Source organism: Flavipsychrobacter stenotrophus (genome assembly GCF_002954265.1).
In the GTDB taxonomy this organism is placed as follows: domain Bacteria; phylum Bacteroidota; class Bacteroidia; order Chitinophagales; family Chitinophagaceae; genus Flavipsychrobacter; species Flavipsychrobacter stenotrophus.
In genome coordinates this window covers 933853-953793 of the sequence record NZ_PPSL01000001.1, presented here as the reverse complement: position 1 = coordinate 953793, position 19941 = coordinate 933853, and the positions used below count along the sequence as shown (strand labels likewise).

Annotated in this window: 15 protein-coding genes; 7 read left to right on the top strand and 8 right to left on the bottom strand. The window is 40.1% G+C overall.

Annotated features, from left to right (window positions below; genetic code table 11):
- Positions 1-141: 141 nt before the first annotated feature.
- From CJD36_RS04280 to CJD36_RS04270, 3 genes are all read left to right on the top strand, one after another.
- Positions 142-810, top strand: coding sequence for a succinate dehydrogenase cytochrome b subunit (locus CJD36_RS04280; RefSeq protein ID WP_105037852.1), 669 nt, complete (start codon positions 142-144; stop codon positions 808-810).
- Positions 811-891: 81 nt separating this feature from the next.
- Positions 892-2868: a fumarate reductase/succinate dehydrogenase flavoprotein subunit gene (locus CJD36_RS04275; RefSeq protein WP_105037851.1), complete on the top strand. Its 1977-nt coding sequence runs from the start codon at positions 892-894 to the stop codon at positions 2866-2868.
- A 79-nt stretch (positions 2869-2947) separates the two neighbouring features.
- A complete protein-coding gene (locus CJD36_RS04270) occupies positions 2948-3727 on the top strand; it encodes a succinate dehydrogenase/fumarate reductase iron-sulfur subunit (protein ID WP_105037850.1) in 780 nt (259 codons plus the stop codon).
- 93 nt (positions 3728-3820) lie between these two features.
- On the opposite strand, the gene CJD36_RS04265 is transcribed toward CJD36_RS04270, so the two are convergent.
- The 3 genes from CJD36_RS04265 to CJD36_RS04255 all read right to left on the bottom strand — a co-directional run bounded on the left by CJD36_RS04265 (position 3821) and on the right by CJD36_RS04255 (position 5557).
- Positions 3821-4309, bottom strand: a complete 489-nt coding sequence (locus CJD36_RS04265; protein ID WP_133162484.1) for a hypothetical protein — start codon at positions 4307-4309, stop codon at positions 3821-3823.
- Positions 4310-4318: 9 nt separating this feature from the next.
- Entirely contained in the window at positions 4319-4969 is a 651-nt protein-coding gene (locus CJD36_RS04260; RefSeq protein ID WP_105037848.1) for a PQQ-dependent sugar dehydrogenase, read from the bottom strand.
- 96 nt (positions 4970-5065) lie between these two features.
- A complete protein-coding gene (locus CJD36_RS04255) occupies positions 5066-5557 on the bottom strand; it encodes a YajQ family cyclic di-GMP-binding protein (protein WP_105037847.1) in 492 nt (163 codons plus the stop codon).
- Between the two features lie 187 nt (positions 5558-5744).
- On the opposite strand from CJD36_RS04255, the gene CJD36_RS04250 reads away from it, so the two are divergent.
- Complete coding sequence (locus CJD36_RS04250; RefSeq protein WP_105037846.1) at positions 5745-6548, top strand: energy transducer TonB family protein; 804 nt, start codon at positions 5745-5747, stop codon at positions 6546-6548.
- A gap of 8 nt (positions 6549-6556) precedes the next feature.
- Positions 6557-7879 (top strand): bifunctional folylpolyglutamate synthase/dihydrofolate synthase, encoded by a 1323-nt coding sequence (locus tag CJD36_RS04245; RefSeq protein ID WP_240609289.1) that lies wholly within the window; start codon positions 6557-6559, stop codon positions 7877-7879.
- Positions 7880-7980: 101 nt separating this feature from the next.
- On the opposite strand, the gene CJD36_RS23180 is transcribed toward CJD36_RS04245, so the two are convergent.
- The 5 genes from CJD36_RS23180 to CJD36_RS23175 all read right to left on the bottom strand — a co-directional run bounded on the left by CJD36_RS23180 (position 7981) and on the right by CJD36_RS23175 (position 15498).
- Complete coding sequence (locus CJD36_RS23180) at positions 7981-8136, bottom strand: hypothetical protein (RefSeq protein ID WP_161499206.1); 156 nt, start codon at positions 8134-8136, stop codon at positions 7981-7983.
- 711 nt (positions 8137-8847) lie between these two features.
- Entirely contained in the window at positions 8848-9591 is a 744-nt protein-coding gene (locus CJD36_RS04240; RefSeq protein ID WP_105037845.1) for a LytR/AlgR family response regulator transcription factor, read from the bottom strand.
- Positions 9591-12626: a sensor histidine kinase gene (locus CJD36_RS04235; RefSeq protein WP_105037844.1), complete on the bottom strand. Its 3036-nt coding sequence runs from the start codon at positions 12624-12626 to the stop codon at positions 9591-9593. Before CJD36_RS04235 ends, CJD36_RS04240 begins: the two co-directional genes overlap by 1 nt.
- The gene (locus CJD36_RS04230) at positions 12623-14875 is read right to left on the bottom strand and encodes a sensor histidine kinase (protein ID WP_161499205.1); all 2253 of its coding nucleotides are present in this window, start codon (positions 14873-14875) and stop codon (positions 12623-12625) included. The genes CJD36_RS04235 and CJD36_RS04230 overlap by 4 nt, the downstream gene beginning before the upstream one ends.
- 410 nt (positions 14876-15285) lie before the next feature.
- Positions 15286-15498, bottom strand: coding sequence for a hypothetical protein (locus CJD36_RS23175; RefSeq protein WP_161499204.1), 213 nt, complete (start codon positions 15496-15498; stop codon positions 15286-15288).
- A gap of 370 nt (positions 15499-15868) precedes the next feature.
- Between CJD36_RS23175 and fusA the strand changes: the two genes are divergently transcribed.
- Together fusA and CJD36_RS04220 are read left to right on the top strand one after the other, a co-directional pair.
- Positions 15869-18013 (top strand): elongation factor G, encoded by a 2145-nt coding sequence (gene fusA / locus CJD36_RS04225; protein ID WP_105037842.1) that lies wholly within the window; start codon positions 15869-15871, stop codon positions 18011-18013.
- A gap of 91 nt (positions 18014-18104) precedes the next feature.
- Positions 18105-19931, top strand: coding sequence for a CIA30 family protein (locus CJD36_RS04220; protein WP_105037841.1), 1827 nt, complete (start codon positions 18105-18107; stop codon positions 19929-19931).
- The last annotated feature ends 10 nt before the right edge of the window (positions 19932-19941 follow it).

The following is a 19941-nucleotide window of genomic DNA, read 5'->3' as shown; positions in this document are numbered from 1 at the left end:
TGATGATTGCTAATCTTATCTAAAATTTCGCTTTATGTAAATAGTTTTCAGCAATTTGTAGTATTGCTATGCTTTTAAAAAATTGATGATTATCTTTGTGCCACATTTTTCACTTTCTACACTAAATTCTGCCGGATTCGCATGAGCTGGAAAAATTACTTTAGCACTTCCATTGGGAAAAAGCTACAAATGTCATTAACGGGTTTGTTCCTCATTACGTTTTTGATCGTCCATTGTTACATTAACGCCCAGATCTTTTATAATGATGGTGGCGCTCGTTTTACGGAAGCTGCCCATTTTATGGGTACGAACTTCCTTATCCGCACTGTGGAGATAGGCCTGATGGGCTTCCTGCTGTTGCATGTTATTCAGGGCCTTGCTTTATGGTCTAAAAACAGGAGCCGCCGTACTAACCGTTATGCGGTAAATGCAGGTAGCGCTACTAGCCCCTGGTACAGCCGCAGCATGGCTTTGCTTGGTACGCTGATCTTGTTGTTCCTTATCATGCACCTGTCTAAGTTCTGGGCGCCTAACCGTTTCTCACAGATAACAGGTAATGGTGAAAAGGATCTTTATCACATGATGAAGGAAGAATTCCAGACTGCATGGGTAGTAGGTGTGTACATCTTTGGTTGTATCTCTCTGGGATGGCACCTGGTACATGGTTTCTACAGTGCTTTCCAGACACTGGGCCTGGGTACTTCAAGGTATAAAGGTTTGATCAAGACTACAGGTATCGCATTTTCTATCATCGTTCCGTTGATATTCATTGCTATGCCGGTTGCGTTCTTTATGAACTGGTTAGCCTGATCTATATCCACATAAGTTCTGCTACTGCTTCGGCGGTCAGCATTTAAGGTTTTTACTTTTAACTTTTGACTTCTTTTATATATGCCACTTATTTCTAAAATACCAGCAGGTCCGATAGATTCCAAATGGAAAACATACAAGGCGACTTGTAAGTTGGTTAACCCTGCCAATAAGCGTTCATTAGAGATCATAGTAGTAGGTACCGGTCTCGCCGGCGCTTCTGCAGCCGCATCTCTTGGTGAAATGGGCTATAAGGTAAAAGCATTCTGCTTTCAGGATAGTCCCCGCCGTGCGCACTCGATTGCTGCACAAGGTGGTATCAATGCCGCAAAAAATTACCAGAATGATGGTGATAGTACTTATCGCCTTTTCTACGATACAATTAAAGGTGGTGACTACCGTGCCCGTGAAGGCAATGTGCACCGTCTTGCAGAAGTGAGTGCCAACATCATTGACCAGTGCGTAGCCGCCGGAGTGCCGTTTGCACGTGAATATGGTGGCTTGCTAAGCAACCGTTCATTTGGTGGTACACAGGTACAGCGTACGTTCTATGCTGCAGGCCAGACAGGTCAGCAGTTATTGATAGGTGCTTACCAGGGTCTTGAGCGCCAGGTTTCTTTGGGTAATGTAGAAATGCATTCGCGACATGAAATGCTGGATGTGGTAATGGTAGACGGGGTAGCCCGTGGTATCATAGCCCGTAACCTGGTAACAGGTGAGCTGGAGCGCCATTTTGGTCATGCAGTTTTATTATGCACGGGTGGTTATGGTAACGTATTCTACTTGTCTACAAATGCAATGGGTAGCAATGTTACCGCAGCATGGAAGGCACACAAACAAGGTGCATTCTTTGGTAACCCTTGCTTTACACAGATCCACCCTACATGTATCCCTGTTAGTGGCGATCACCAGTCTAAGCTTACGCTGATGTCTGAGTCGTTGCGTAATGATGGTCGTATCTGGGTGCCAAAACAAAAGAACGATCAGCGCAAACCTTCTGAGATCAAGGAAGAAGAGCGCGACTACTACCTGGAGCGCAGGTATCCTGCCTTCGGTAACCTTGTACCACGTGACGTTGCCAGCCGTGCGGCTAAAGAGCGTTGCGATGCAGGTTATGGTGTAGGTTCATCTAAGATGGCGGTATATCTTGATTTCGGCGCAGCTATTGAGCGTTATGGCAAGATAGAAGCTAACAAACAAGGTAAGCCAAACACCAGCAAAGACGAAATTATTGCATTAGGTAAGGGCGTAGTAAAGGAGAAGTATGGTAACCTTTTCGACATGTACGAAAAGATCACCGGTGAAAATCCTTACGAAATGCCAATGCGTATATATCCTGCAGTACACTATACAATGGGTGGACTTTGGGTAGATTATGAGCTGATGACCACCGTCCCTGGCTTGTATGCTTTGGGCGAGGCTAACTTCAGTGATCATGGTGCTAACCGCCTGGGTGCATCTGCACTTATGCAGGGTCTTGCTGATGGTTACTTCGTTATCCCTTACACTTTGGGTAACCGTCTTGCAGATGATATCCGCACAAAGGCAATACCTACAGATCATCCTGCATTCGTAGCTGCAGAGAAAGAAGTAAGCGATCGTATCAATAAGCTCATGAGCATTAAGGGTACTGAAAGCGTGGAAAGTTTCCACAAACGCCTGGGTAAGATCATGTGGGAGAAGTGCGGTATGGCTCGTAATGAAAAAGGATTGAAAGAAGCTATTGCTGAGATAGGCGCATTGCGTAAAGAGTTCTGGAGTAACGTTCGTATCCCGGGTGATGTAGATGAGTTCAATCCTGAGCTGGATAAGGCCGGCCGCGTTGCTGACTTTATAGAGCTTGGCGAGCTGATGTGTATTGATGCATTGAACCGTAACGAAAGCTGTGGCGGTCACTTCCGCGAGGAGTACCAGACAGAAGATGGTGAAGCGCTTCGTGATGATGAAAAGTTTATGTACGTAGCTGCATGGGAATATAAGGGTGTTGGTCAGTTTGAACTACACAAAGAAGATCTTATTTATGAGGTTGTTCATCCTAGTTCTAGAAGTTACAAGTAATTGAAACTAAAAATTATTGCTACCCACAAACGGTAAATTGGCTCATTGCCAAATTGTCCAATTGTCAAATTGAAAAAGTATGCAACATTATAATATGAACCTCACCTTGAAGGTGTGGAAGCAGAAAAATGGTAAAACTAAGGGTGGTTTTGAAACTTACCCTGTAAGGAACGTTTCTTCTGAAATGTCTTTCCTGGAGATGTTCGACGTATTGAACGAACAACTGGTTTCTGAAGGAAAAGAGCCGATCGCTTTCGATCATGATTGTCGTGAAGGTATCTGCGGTATGTGCAGTATGGTCATCAATGGTCGTGCACACGGACCATGGTCACAGAACACTACTTGTCAGCTGCACATGCGTGCCTATGAAGATGGCGATACAATTACTGTAGAACCTTGGCGTGCCGATGCATTCCCTGTTATTAAAGATCTGGTTGTAGACCGTACCGGTTTCGACCGTATCATACAGGCTGGTGGCTTTATATCTGTAAATACAGGTAATGCACAAGATGCTAATGCCTTGCCAATTGACAAGCAGAAAGCAGATGAATCATTTGCCGCTGCATCTTGCATAGGTTGTGGTGCATGCGTTGCTGCATGTCCTAATGCCTCTGCTATGTTGTTCGTATCAGCTAAGGTTTCTCATCTGGCACTGTTGCCACAGGGCGAGCCTGAGCGTATGACACGTGCTTTCAACATGGTTAATCAGATGGATACTGAAGGTTTTGGTAGCTGTACCAACATTGGTGCATGTGAAGCTGAGTGCCCTAAGGGAATATCTCTGGAGAACATTGCCCGTCTGAACCGTGAGTACATAGGCAGCATGTTGTCTGGCTCTAAGGTAGAAGGAATGGCTTAATTGAGATTGTTGGCTACGAAGTAGCTTAATATATTTAGCGGGTATGAATGATGTATTGTCATTCATACCCGCTAATTGTTTTAGAACGCCATTCTATTGTTTGTAGATGTAATAGAGCACACCGTTCTTGTCGTCAGTAACAAAAAATGAACTAGCGTCATTCATCATTACATCGCATGGACGGCCTTTGCGGTCTTTATCTTCCTTACCTTCAAGAAAGCCGCTTACAATATCTTCGTACTTATTCTTGCCGGTAATTTTTACTACAGCATTACCTCTTTTGCGCCATACAGATGTAGAGCCGTGTAGTGCCACCAGAAAAGAGTTATTAAGTAGTGGGTCATTGAAATTCTGAAAATACTCCAGGCCAAGCGGAGCGGAGTGAGAGAGGAAGCCACAGTAAGCTACCGGTGGTTTGCCAGGTACTTTTATATGCTGTGCTTTGGCGCTGTCCATCATTGCTACATCAGGTAGTATCTGCTGCCTGTATTGCATATAAAACGGCCAGCCATAAAACTTCCCGTTTTCAATGGTTCCAAACAGATCTTCAACCTTTTCCGGCCCCAACAGATCGCGACCCATAAATGTTGCCTATAGGGTATTGTTCACCCATTTTATGCCCACAGCATTGCGTACGCCAGATGCAAATATGCGTTGCCCGGTTCCATCGGGGTTCATTTCCTGAATAGTGGCTCTTACACTTTCCTTTTCAATGCAGGCATTACAACTACTGCCTACGCTTACGTATATCTTGCCATTGTGCTGTGCAAGGCTGCGGGTGAGATGCCACCCGCCATATTTGTAGCTTAGGCCATAGTCGGGGTAATTGGCCAGGACTTGTTGCTTGCCGGTTAGGATCTTATCACCTTTGTGATATTCATACCTGCTTAGCTTATCTGTTTCGGCAATGTAGATGTAGTCTTTGCCTTTATCGGTATAAAATAGAACCTGATTAGGGTTATGCAGGTTTTCTGCAAATGTGCTGACTTTTGTGAATTGTTTGCTTGCATTATCCCATCCTTCAAACAAGTAGATCTTACCTTCCTTATTGTCGTCGAGGTTATGCATATCTGTTCCAAACAATCTGCCATCGGGGCTTTTAGCCAGAAAGCGAAGTCTGTGCAGTCCTTCAGCAGCCACTACTATGTTGTAGCCCTTAGGTACTGTGAGATTCAGCTCTACGCCTTTCTTCAGCGAGATGCGATGTGGATATAGTTTAGTCTGGGCATGGACGTGATACATTCCCGCGAGAAGGCAATACAATAGCACACATACTAATTTGCTTCTTTTCAAAATCAGGAATGACTTACAACTTATGACTTACTACCAATAACTAAACTATGCTTTCATGTTAATGAACTGCAGCGGCAGATCTATATTAGATGAACGGCATAGAGCGATCACATCCTGCAGGTCATCTATTTTCTTGGCGGTAACGCGAATCACGTCATCCATGATGGCAGCCTGTACTTTCAGTCCGCTATCCTTTATGATCTTAACTATTTTCTTTGCATAGTCCTTATCAATACCATTCTTTACCGGTATTGTCTTGCGGATATATTTGCCGTTGGCATTAGGTGTTTTAGTGAGGTCAAAGCAATTGGCTTCAAGGCCCTGACGCATAACTTTTGTCAACAACACATCTTCCAGTTGCTGCAATTTCATGTCACTTTCCACTTCCATAGAAATGTTCATTTCTTTTTTGTTGAGCTCGAAAGAAACGTGCGTACCCTTAAAGTCGAAACGATTGTCTATTTCCTTTTTGGCTATGTTTATGGCGTTGTCAAGTGTCTGAAGATCTACTTTGCTGGCAATGTCGAAAGAAGGCATAATTATGGAATTATTTAATTGTTGCGTTTATTATAGCAAAAGTAAAAAATGTTCGTTGTAAATACCATTAAACTTCTCAATACAACATTGAAATGTAAAAACGTTAAAATCTGACAGTAATAATTAGATTCGTTATGTCGTTTAACATCAATTATTGTAATTTTAATCAAAAGACACTCCACTGCGTATGATAGCTGCCCAACAACAGCCACCAACCATAAATATAAAAGCACTTTCGTGGACCATAGGTATCCATGCGCTTTTACTATTGCTATTTTTCCTGTGGCGTTATACTATACCGGCTGTCACAACCGAAATAGGTAATGGGCTTGAAGTGAACCTGGGGTCGAGCGAGAACGGTAGCGGCAATGATCAGCCAATGTCAAAAGAAGATCCGTCGTCTTACAGTGCATCTGTAGTATATAAAAATTCAGAAGTGAAGAGTCCGCTTCCAAAGGAGATGATGCATTCAGATGCTACAGACGCGCCTGTTGTGACTGATCCTAATAAGAAAGACGTAAAAGGACAACCCGGAACTAAGCCTACACCCGAACCGAAACCAGTACCTAAGTCGGTGTATGGAGGTGATAACAATGGTAAAGGAGGCAATGGCGCTAAAGACAATAGGCCAGGTACAAGCGAAGGTATAACACATGGCACGGGTGATCAGGGAGTAAATGGCGGAACACCGGGTGCATCCAATTATACCGGAGTACCAGGGTCAGGCGGTGGAGGAACATATCATACACTTACAGGAAGAGATATCACGCCGAAGAAGCTGGAAGCTGAATTTAGAGAAGGTGGAAAGGTAGTGATAAGCGTGACTGTAGACCGAGATGGTAATATTGTAAGTAAGTTTGTGAAATCGTCTTCTAACCCTGAGCTAACCCGCATTGCAATGGACAAGATCAGCAAGGCGAAGTTCAGCAAAAGCACCGGATCTGCACCACAACAATTCGGAGATGTAACCATTGTATTTAAAGCGCGTTAATTTCTACTGTGACTACCAGCACCTACCAGGATACACTCAATTATATTTTTGAAAAGCTGCCGATGTTTTCGCGCATTGGGAAAGCAGCATTAAAGCCTGACCTTACCAATACATTGAAGCTATGTGCTGCACTGGGCGATCCTCAGCATAAATTCAAGTCCATACATATAGCTGGTACCAATGGAAAGGGTAGTACCAGCCATTCTTTGGCGGCAATATTCCAGCAGGCAGGTTATAAAACCGGATTATATACATCGCCACATCTTATAGATTTTCGGGAGCGTATTCGCATTAATGGCGTGCCGGTTAGTGAACAATGGGTGGTAGATTTTGTAGGGAAGTGCAGGCATTTGATAGAAGAGATCAATCCGTCGTTTTTTGAAATTACTGTTGCCATGGCATTCCTTGCATTTGCCGAAGAAAGTGTTGATATAGCAATAGTAGAAACAGGGCTGGGTGGAAGATTGGATAGTACTAACATCATTACGCCCGTTTTATCTATTATCACTAACATCAGCTATGATCATAAAGATCTGTTGGGTAATACCCTCGCACAAATAGCATCGGAAAAGGCCGGGATCATTAAAGAAGACATACCTGTAGTAATAGGGGAGCAAGGCGATGAAACCGATAAAGTATTTTTTGAGCGTTCAGTAATACTGCATAGTCCTCTTTATTATGCCGAGTCTCACTGGGATATGGTAAGGGTAAAGCAAGATGCACGCTACCAGTATTATAAGGCTGTAAACAAAGCAAAACAAGAGCTTTGCGATATTCAGACAGACCTTACGGGCAACTACCAGCAGCACAATATTAAGACTGTCCTTACCGCGGTTGAAGTTCTTTCATTCCTGGGATTTAATTTGTCGGTATCAACTGCCATAGATGCGCTCAAAAATGTAAAAAAGTCCACCGGCCTTATGGGGCGTTGGGACTGGCTACAAGATCAACCCGCAGTAATATGCGATGTGGCACATAATACTGCAGGGCTAACAAATGTATTGCAGCAGTGGGCTCAGGTTAATGCCACCAATAAACATATAGTGCTGGGATTTGTAAAAGATAAAGACGTAGCAGAAGCGTTGGCTCTATTTCCTAAAGACGCAACATATTATTTTTGTAATGCACAGATACAAAGGGCATTGCCGGTAGCTGATCTGAGTGCAATGGGGCTTGCTGCGGGTCTCAATGGAGACACTTATGCATCGGTAGCGGATGCCGTAAATGCAGCAATGGCCAAAATGAACGGTGATGATGCTTTACTGATTACGGGCAGTTTCTTTATAGTAGGCGAGGCACTGGAGATGACGCACTGGAGCGAAAGAGCGTAATAAACAACTATACCTTATTATAAAAATATAATTGGTTGAGATAGGGCAAAATATTTGCTGCTGTCTCAACCAATTCCTTTATAATCAGAATGTCCCTGTGTTTAACTTCCACGTGTATACCAATAACGGCCACCGCCACGATTGCTATGTGCATTGAACCTTTTTCTGCGCCATGGTGTACGGCGGGGAGAAACGCAACTTGCGAGAAAAGAAAAGATCAGGAGTAGAGCTATTGCTTTTGCCAGTTTATACTTCATAGGCTTCAAAATTAATCAAATAATTTATTTTTCCTAGCCTTCTGCGAATGTTTGAAAATGAGTTTTTTCATCTTAGTACGCTGGCAGGGGTGATAAGTGCTTTTATATTTTCAGCAGTAAATCCGGATCTTAACTTTGATCGTAGATAATATTGTGAATTTGGTTGAACGATCAAAAGACTACTAAAAATGACAAAACCCTGATAAGTATATCAAGGTTCAATTGCCATTACATAAGGTAGGACTAACTGATAGGTCAGCTCATAGTAGAAGTATATTTTTTTTCATAGCAAAAAGATGGCCAGAGGGGCTGATTAACTGCGTTGTTAATTATGATGTAATTTACTTACGATCAGAGGGCTCCTTGAAAAAATATGACGAAATGCATGTTTTTACTCCCGAAATGCATTGAAAATCCGACGAGTTTATTTTTTGCGAAAATGAATTATGGTAAATTTTACTATAAAATTCACTGCTAAGCACGTGATTTGTCTAAAATTGACAAACCCCGGTAAGGAATTACCAGGGCTCATTTGCCAGACTTGTGGATCTAATTATTAACGGTGACGGGGCTTATAGGAGAGTTAACATCTTAATGAGCAACAAAGTAAATTCATTGTCTGACACAGCAGGAATAAAAATGATGAAATGCATGAATTATGCCTTGAAACGACCTAATTATCCGACAGGGTAATTCAATAAATTTATTTACTTATTGTTCAAGGTTGAACATCCGTAAAAAATCACTTTTGGCTGATCTGGAAATTGGTATTTCTTTTTTGTCAGTCATAATAATGAATCCCTTCGAATCGTAACGTAAAACATCTTTTATATTAATGATAAAAGAGCGGTGTATCTGGAAGAAATCGTGATTATCTATAAGATACTGAAAACGGCCTATATTGCTGGTGCTTAAGTAATCTTCTGTTGGGGTAGTTATTTTAGTACATTTATTGGTACTCTCCAGATATAATATGTCAGATATATTTATGTAGTCAATTCCATGCTTGCCGGGTACGGCAATTTTTCCGCCGGATTGTTGTGGTAGCGGCTTATTGCCGGGTAGTAATGTAGCTTGCTTTTTATGTAATATCCTTTCAATAGCCTTATCCACAGCCTGCGAGAGTTCCTGATCATCTATAGGTTTTAGAATATACCCGGTGGCGGAAAGTTCAAATGCTTCTATCGCATAATTGTCGTGAGCTGTTACAAAAATGATCTCACACTCTATACCAGGTATAAGTTTTAACAGATTGATGCCTGTCTTTCCGGGCATTGATATGTCCATCATCAATAAGTCGCATTGGCTGGTACGAAGTGCACTTAGCGCCTCTTGCCAGTTAGAATAGGTGGCAACAATAGTGATGTTGGTATATAATTTCAATAGCCTTGAGCTGAGTAATTCTATTGCATCCAGTTCGTCATCTACAATTATGCAGGTATGATTGTTTAGCATTATTTGTGATATTTAATGGTAATTATTACTGTTGTTCCGGTAAGCGGGAGTGGCTTGTCGATGTAGTCTATTTCAACATTTACACTTTCATATTTATTGAAAATATTTATAAGATCTTTTACCAGCAAATTGCCATAAGATTCTTCTTTGCTCACATTTTGCCCGCTTATTTTCTTCGATTCTTCCCGTCCTATTCCGTCATCATCAATAGTACATACCAGAGTACTATTGTTTGTCATATTGAATTTTACAAGAAGGTGACCTTTTTCATTTTTATTCAGCAATCCATGCTCTATAGCATTTTCAACAAACGGCTGTAGCAATAATGAAGGAATTTTTACAGATCGGCTTATGAGGTGCAGAGTATCAATTTCATAAGTAAATCTGTCTTTAAAACGTATTTGCTGTAGTTCAATGTAGTTCTGTAGATTAATTATTTCTTCTTCAGCAGTAATGAATTTATTTCTTGATGATTTTATGTAGCTCCTTAATAGTTTTGAGAATTTGGAAATATGGGTGTAGGCTTCATCCATTCTATTTTTACTAACAAGCAGTAAAGCAGAATTAAGGGAATTAAAAATAAAATGGGGGTTGATCTGTGAGTAGATAGCTTTAAGTTCCATTTCCATTCTCACATTGCGCTTCATTGATGCATTCAGTACAAGTCTCCGTGTTATTAATGTTGAAACGACAAATAGCAATATGACTATTAATGAGCCGGATATCCAGATAGCTATTTGCATATTTTTAGTTTGCCACCAGTAAGGAGTGATATAAACGATTAGATCAACCGGTTTACTGCGCCACACTTTGTCATATGCAGAAAGGGTAATTTTATAATAGTGTCCGGGTGATTGCTGTTGGGAAGATAGGCTTAACTCATTTTCATTAAGCTCGGTGGTCATTTTATCTTTCGAAATAAGAAATTTTATTTTCCCATTGCCAAATGGGTTGATCATATCGAATCGTATCCTAAGGTCATTTTGATCAACATTTAAGGTATCTCCATTAGCTATATTCCCTTGAATATTTTTGTAGGAGACTATGTAGTTGCTGATGACGGGTAGAGCAGGGGCTTTATCATATGAACTATCTTCAGTAGGAATATTAAGCGATACCAATCCCAGATCTGTATTCAATGAAAGTACATTCTCGTGGTAACCTATATTGGTGATGGTATTGAAATAGTAATTTTTTATGTTGGGATAATATATGGGCCTTGAAATTTTTTGTTGGCCAAGAATTTTACAGAACAACACACCAAATCTACCATATACTATCAATATGTCTTTGTATAGGTCAATGGATGCTTCCTTGAGGTTAAAGTCAGTGAATAAAAACGTATATGATTCATTGCGGCTATTGTACATTGTAACATTTTTGTCTCCTTTAAAGAAGATATTTTCATATGTATTATCAATGCATATTTTTTCTACTATGGGAACACCAAATTGTTGCAGTTGTTGTTTAATGAAAGTTTTGTTGATCTTTCTGTCATAGATTAAAATCTTATTGTGATTATAAACCCAATATGCATGCCGCGGAGAGTCGAAAGCAATGCCTTTACATCTGTCCTGATCAATATATTCGCCCACCTTGTAGCCTTCGTTTGGCACTGTTCTGAGAAAGCCAAAATTTGAATATCCGTACCAAACTTTAGGGGAGTCTGCTAATTTGAAGTAGTTAATAATGGCAAAATGTTTGTCTGGAAGTTGGTATATGCGGTCCGTTACTGTATCATAAAATAAATTTTTTATGCCCAGGTGAAACATGCTCTCCTTTACCTTGTTTGTTTCTGTAAGATTTGCTTCCTTTTCTACCTTAATAAAACTTGGCTCAAAGTTCCTGTTGACTTTACACAAAACAAGGCTTGTTGCATTCCACCATAAAGATCTACCCGAATTGGTTGTTCCTGAGTATGTATAATTATTCAAATTTACATTTGGATGCTTTGAATATGTATTCGCTGTAGTGTAGTTTATATATAAACCATTGGTTGAAGTGCTCAATAATTTCCCCCAGATTTTATCACTATTCAGCGTAGATACATGTTCTCCTTTTATCATTTCTGAACCTAAGTCACGTATGGTATACTTTTCAATATATTTAATCGAATCATTGATAAAGTACTTCATGATATATTTGTCGCTTATGACGTATATAGAACTGTCTTTGTTATTAGGCTCATGATTGATGGTTAGAATTTTGTCGTTTGATTTTTCAGGTTTATTTATGTATACTTTTTTTACATCACCAGTTGTGAGGTTTAACGTTGTGAAATAATTCCTAATTATGTCAATATGGCAATTTAATATGTAATTATTAACAATGCAGTTGCTCGTTGTAATCAACATTACATTATAGTCAGTATCGCTGATCTTCGCAGGCGACTTCACTTTTATATTGCCTTTTTCAAGAAGGAAATCATAAATACTATTTCGGTAAACGAGGACACACTTTCCATTAGAATTCAGGAACGGGACAATAACGTGCTCATTTTCATTTTTTTTAAAATAAGGAACTATTTTGGCTAACTCTGTGCCCAGGTGATAACTTCTTATTGTATCGTTGTCCGAAACACAATAAGAGGAATTGAGACTGTTTTTAAGATAAGAACTAAAAAAAACAATATGGTCTCCTACTGCACATAAATTTTGAGGATATATTGTATGGTATGAAGTATCGGAAAATATTGCAGAATGGTATTTTTCGTGATAAATGTATCCAATTCTGTCGGCAATACTACCCAACCAAATGCGTCCCCGGCTGTCTTCTGCAAGTTGCCAGACATCATCTGTTGGAAGTCCTTGCTCAGTAGTGAATATTTTCAATTCATATCCATTATACCTTACAACTCCATTATCTGTTGCTATCCATAAATAACCATATTTGTCTATCGCGGTACTATAAACGTGGTTTGTTGGTAGTCCGTTTGAACTATTTAAATTGAATTTGTTTTCACTTTGAGCTGCCAGCTGAGATGAAACTACTATCATCAGGCAAGTCAGTAGAAGCCCGTTTAGAAAGACTTTCATTGTGCAGTTTTTAGGTATCTAATAGTAATTGTCACAAGTGTGCCGGTTAACGGACTTATTTTGTCTTCATATTTTATGTCAACATGTACGTTTTCATATTTGTTGAAAATTGCAACAAGATCTTTTATCAAAAGATCGCCGTAAGATTCTTCTTTACTAATATTGAGTTGGCTTATTTTTCTTGACTCCAGCCTTCCTATTCCATCGTCATCAATAGAGCAGACCAGGGTAGCGTCGTTTGCCATTGAAAAATCAATTCTTAAATGCCCTACACCTTGCTTATTAAGCAATCCATGCTCAATGGCATTTTCAACAAAAGGCTGTAACAACAAAGAGGGTATGACGAGTTCTGAACGTCCCGCGATCTCGTTGTCGTTTATTTCGTATGTAAATTTCTCTTTAAATCTTACCTGTTGCAATTCTATATAGTTTCTTAAATTCAAGATCTCAGATTGAACAGGGATAAACTTGTTTCTTGAAGATTTTATATAGCTCCTTAGCAACCTCGAAAATTTGGATACATGGGTGTAGGCATCTTCCATTTTGTTTTTGCTTATTAAAAGAAGAGCTGAGTTGAGGGAATTGAAAATAAAGTGAGGGTTTATTTGCGAGTAGATAGCCTTTAGCTCCATTTCCATGCGGATGCTTTTTTTGTGGGAGGCATTGAGCACAAGCTTTCTCGTTACCAGTATTATTACTGCTATCAGTAATAACAATAGGATGAATATCCCTGCCCATATTAGTCTCATCATGATCTTTGTCTGATACCAATATGGCTTTACATAGAGTATTATTAATTTATTATTACTTTTCCAAATTTCATCAGTTGCATTTACAGTTAAGGCGTAATATCTATCTGGTTTTAAAGTTGGCAAACCCAATTCATTTGTTGTAAGTTGAGTAGGGAGATTATTTTCGAGTTGAGTAAAATACACAACTGACCCTTTGCCATTTGGATTGATAATATCGAATTGCAACTTAAGATCTTCCTGATCCAAAATCAGGGTGTCTCCGTAATTTATGTTTTGTGCAGCATTTCCATATTTACAAACGAAGCGATAATTGTCAATTACTTTTTTTAGGTTGTACGCAAATTTGTATCCGGTGTCGGAAATATCAACACTCATAAATCCCTTATCGGTGCTAAGAAGAATTTTATTGAAAGCGATCTGCGTATTATAGATATAGTAGTAATTGTTGCTATTTGGAAATATGACGGGTTCTGACAAGGAATCTTTTCCATAAATATCAAGACAAATAATACCGATCTTTCCTGTAATTATCAGTTTGTTTTTGTAGATATGAATGTCGCAATTTTTAATATTTATGTTGCTAACCTGTTTAAGCACCTTTGCGTGTCGGTTGTTAAATAATAGTAGCTGGCTATTGTCGAGTATGTACACATTGTTGAAACTATCTATGCATATTTTTTCTACTTTTTGAATGCCGGCAGCAATTAGTTTTTCTCTGGTATATTTTGTGAGCTGGTGCGTTTTATTGTTGTAGATGTCTATATGCAGGTTGTTGTAAGCCCAATACTCTTCACCTTTTGCATCTGCTACCAGGCCGGGAAGCCTGATATTATCAAGTATGAATACATTGGATGTGTCATGAGTAACAGGGGTGGCTATGTTGAATCCCCCGTTGCATGAATAAATGAATTTATTGTCTGGGGTTCTTGTCCATGAAAATATGCCCACAGACATGCAAGTAAGAGGTACAACAGACGCTTTCTTACTACTTTTCGACATATAGAAGTTATTGTGACCCACTATCAGCAGGGTATCTCTTCTATATGGGTGTATAGCATTAATTACAGATGTATTCTTTAGTTTGCTGTACTTTATTGAGTAATTTTTGTCCACCTCCCCCAAAGTTGATGTGCTTACGTTCCACCAATAACATTTTTCATCCGGAACACCCTGCACATAATTAAAACCTTGAAGTTTTATTGTGGGCTCAGGTTTGAAATAATTTTTGAGCGCTGACCTTATTGCGAGACCCCTGGATGTGGTTGCAAAGATGGTACCCCACATGCTATTGTTGTAGATACTCCTTATTTCATTGCCATCGAGTGTAGAATCGGTAGTAAAGTGTCTATAATTATCTATAAGCACTTTGCTGAAATTACTCAAAGTGCTGAAAAGCAGGATATGATTTGCTGTGAGTACATAAATATTTGAATCAGCATTACCGTTGTTGTGAATGAACTGAATATCTTCTTTGATACCATATTTTGCAAGGCTCACTTCATTGTATATACCGGTTTTTATGTTTACTACAATAAATGTATTTGACGGATAATTTGAATGGCAAATGATGTAGTTATTGACAGCGATTGCTCTGTACTCGTTAATGATCCGCTCCATATCCGGGTATAATATGGTCGTATAATCCTTGTAAACTAATTTATTTCCCCTGGCGACAAAACGAAAGACGTAATTTTTTATAAGAGATGTTACTAAGCTATCGTCAACAATATTTGTACGGGTAGCCCATAGAGAGGTGTCATCTTTTATAAAATTTAATGAATCTGTTTTTGTAAAGTGAAGGTCTTTAATGACTGGTGGTATAGGAATGGATAGGGTGCTGGCAGAAATACTGTCTATCCTATATAACTCTGCACCCTTTTGTCCGTTGATATAGGAAGTGGAGAATGTTATACCATTGCCGAAACGATATAATGAGTGGGGATAAACACTGCTCCTGTTTTGCCCGATGGTAATGCCATAGTACTTATCATTATAAATGTATCCCAATTCATCTGTGATGCAGCATAGCCATATTCTTCCCCTCTTGTCTTCCACAAGCCGCCATACATCTTCCTTTGGCAGGCCATCAGATGAATTAAAGATCCTGAAGGAATAGCCATTATATTTCACAACGCCTTTTGTGGTCGCAATCCACAAGTAACCATTTCTATCTATAATGCCATTGTAAATATGGTTGGTGGGCAAGCCGTTGTATATATTGAATGTCTGCGGTATTGCGTTTTGCCCCGCTGTACGATGGCCGGTGACTAAACACAGAAGCAGTAACAATAGTGATCGGTATAATTTTCCAGGCATTTTTTTGGCTAATTGTTGCTAAGGTATAATTTATCTTCAACCCAGTCAATTAAGATGGTATGATAAGATTATGTTACTACTTTATGATAGCAATATTTCCAGATATTTTTTACAATTATTTTCATACCTTTGCACCTCAATTTTTAAATTTTATCTCTTTAATATAAAATAAAAATGGCAGACTTACGCTTACAGCGCAACTTTGGTATAGCCGCTCACATTGATGCCGGTAAAACCACGATGACAGAACGTATCCTTTACTACACCGGTGTAAACCACAAAATAGGTGAAGTACATGATGGTGGAGCAACAATGGACTGGATGGCCCAGGAACAAGAGCGTGGTATCACGATCACTTCTGCGGCAACTACCTGCTTCTGGAACTTCCCAACTACACAGGGTAAGAAATTACCTGAATCAAAGAACTACAAGTTCAATATCATTGATACTCCGGGTCACGTGGATTTCACGATCGAAGTGGAGCGTTCTTTGCGTGTATTGGATGGTCTTGTTGCTTTGTTCTCTGCTGTAGATGGTGTTGAACCACAGTCTGAAACTGTATGGCGCCAGGCTAACCGTTACAAAGTACCACGTGTAGGTTTTGTAAACAAGATGGACCGTGTTGGTGCTGACTTCCTTATGGTAGTTAAGCAGGTAAAGGAAATGTTGGGTGCAAAGTCTGTTCCATTGCAGTTGCCTATTGGTGCTGAAGATGGCTTTAAGGGTATTGTGGATCTGATCACCATGGAAGCTATCATCTGGGATGATGCAAGCCAGGGTATGACATACACAGTAGTTCCTATCCCTGAGGATATGAAGGAAGACGTTGATTTCTGGAGGGCTCACCTTGTAGAATCAATAGCTGAATATGATGATCAGTTGATGGAGAAGTTCTTCGAAGATCCGAACAGCATCTCTGTTGATGAAATATATACTGCAGTTCGTAAGGCTTGTATCGATCTGAGCATTGTTCCAATGCTTTGCGGTTCAGCGTATAAGAATAAGGGTGTTCAGGTTGCTCTGGATGCGGTTATCCGTTACCTGCCTAGCCCTATGGACGTTGAGTCTATTGTTGGTACAGATCCTAACACAGGTGAAGAAATCGTTCGTCACCCTGATGCTAAGGAGCCATTCGCTGCTTTGGCGTTTAAGATCATGACCGATCCTTTCGTTGGTCGTCTGGCGTTCTTCCGGTGCTATTCAGGTCACCTGGATGCAGGTTCTTATGTATTGAACGTACGTTCAGGTAAGAATGAGCGTATCTCTCGTATCATGCAGATGCATGCTAACAAGCAGAATCCGATCGACTTCATCGAAGCAGGTGATATCGGAGCGGCTGTAGGTTTCAAGGAAATCAAGACGGGTGATACCCTTTGCGATGAAAAGCATCCTATTGTTTTGGAAAACATGTTCATACCAGAACCGGTTATCTCTATATCTGTAGAGCCTAAAACTCAGGCAGACGTTGATAAGATGGGTATGGCTATTGCTAAGCTTGTTGAAGAAGATCCTACGTTGCGTGTTAAGACCGACGAAGATACCGGCCAGACCATCCTGAGCGGTATGGGTGAACTACACCTTGAGATCATCGTTGACCGTATGCGTCGCGAGTTCAAGGTAGAGATCAACCAGGGTGCACCTCAGGTTGCTTATAAGGAAGCATTTACGCTCACAATTGAGCACCGTGAAATATACAAGAAACAGACTGGTGGTCGTGGTAAGTTCGCTGACATCCAGTTTGAGATAGGACCTGCAGACGAAGCTTTCCTTGCAGAAGGTAAAGGACGTTTCCAGTTCATCAACGAAATCTTCGGTGGATCTATTCCTCGTGAGTTTATCGCGCCAATACAGAAGGGTTTTGAAGCTTCAATGACCAACGGTCCTTTGGCTGGTTTCCCTGTAGAAAGTATGAGGGTTCGTATATTTGACGGTTCTTTCCACCAGGTGGATAGTGATGGTATGTCATTCGAACTTTGCGCTAAGTCTGGTTTCCGTGAAGCCGGTAAGAAAGCAAAGACTGTTATCCTTGAGCCGATCATGAAGGTAGAAGTAACTACTCCAGATCAGTACATGGGTGATGTAACAGGTGACCTTAACCGTCGTCGTGCTATGCTGGAAGGTATGGATAGCCGTAATAACCTGCAGGTGATCAAGGCTAAGGTGCCATTGAGCGAAATGTTTGGTTATGTAACTCAGCTGCGTTCATTGTCTTCTGGCCGTGCAACTTCTACAATGGAGTTCAGTCATTACTCTGCTGCTCCTCGTAACATTGAGGAAGAAGTAGTAGCTAAGGTAAAAGGCAGGTCTAACAATAACTAGTAGATCTTAAGTTTATAAAGAAAGCCTCTTCGTTTATTCGGAGAGGCTTTCTGCTTTTAGGTATGTATCTTTAGTGTAATACCCATACTTTATGAAAAAGGTGATAACAATATGCCTGCTATATTTTCATACCTGTTTATATGCCCAACCAACAAGTATCATTCTTGAGAATGGTTCTTACTTTAACGGAAAAGTGTTTGTTCCATTCAAGCAAATGGTGATTAATGGCGGTAAAATTGTCGGTATTAGTAGTGCTGCCACGCAACTGTCGGGCAATAGGATAAATTTGAAAGGTAAGTTCATTATTCCAGGCCTTGTTGATGGTCACGTACATATTGGTGGCAGCCCGGCTTACCCCTATGTGGGTGCCGAGCAGACAGACAACCTTAAAAGCTCTCTGCACTGTGGTGTTACTACTGTTATAGATCTGTTTTCTACTGAAAATAAGGTTATATCCACTAAGACAATTGCTGCTCGACAACCAGCCGTTTATTCAATTCCTATAATGGCCGGACCTATTCTTACATCACCAAAGGGTCATGGGACAGAATTTGGCATACCCACACGCACGCTTACAACGCTTACAGAAGCCCGCAATATTACTAACCAGGTAATCGATAATGGAGCAGATGTCATAAAGTTGGTTTATGATGCGTATAGCGACAAGTTTTATCTTAGCAAGGATATAATGCAGGAAATTGTGACGGCGGCACACGTCAGGCATAAGAAAGTGTTTGCCCACATAAATACTGCTAAGGAAGCTATGGATTGTATAGATGCCGGTGTAGATGTGCTGGCACATATGCCAGTAAACACGTTGACAGATGCACAGATAGAAAAGATAAAGAGGTCGGGAATTTTTATTATTCCGACGGTGACGGTTTATAATGTAATTATGAATGGTTATAGTAAGGAATATATTTCGAATCCTCTGTTGTGGAAAACGGCAAACCCTGATTATCTAAGAGGGGTAAAAAAAGAGGCAAAATATGTAGATACTGCAACAAAGATATGGGGAGTAGAGTATTATGGGTCGCTCGACGTTGAGAACAATCTTAAAAGATGTATTGCGGCTGGTATCCCTATTTTAGCGGGCACGGATGCTGGCTTTTTTGATGTATATTACGGTTATTCGCTACACAACGAACTAGAGCAATATGTGGCTGCAGGTATGACCAATGCCGCGGCAATTAATTCAGCCAGCACTATGTTAGCGAATATATTTCCCGATGTAGAAACGGGTAGAATAAAGGTAGGATATGACGCGGACCTTGTTGTGCTGAATACTGATCCGCTCATAGATATTACCAATACAAAAGACATAGATCTAATTATTCATAAAGGGAAATTAGTAATGGATACAGCTCTTTTTGATACTGTTGTAAGGTCTTTGGCTTTTGATGAATCGCTACTTGAAAATGGTTATTTATGTAATACTGGTGCAGCAAATGTGGGAACATATTCCGACAGCGTTATAGGTGGGAATTCTAAATCGGCGTACAATGTGGAAAAAGATGTTGATGGTAACACCTACCTGCATTTAACCGGTAAAGTGTTGCCTGCCGGTTATATAATGTTTGCAGGTTTGTGGGTTAGTTTGAGTAAGGATGCGAGTACAGAAAGTGTAGTTGACATAAGAGCATATAGCAGTATAAGCTTTGAAGTAAAGGGAAATGGAAAAGATTACTATTTTAGAATGTTGTCTGCCAATGTCAAAGATTATAATTACCATTCAGCAACTTTCAAGGCAAGTAATACATGGGCTACTGTTACCATTCCATTTAGTAAGCTGGAGCAAAGTCAGTTTTATGGTAGCCGTATACCACTAGACCTGAGCACAATAACCTCCCTGAGTTTTGAAGCTAATGTGGAAATGGATTTAGACTTCAGCATAAAGAATATAAGGATGAATAAGTAATTACTATCCC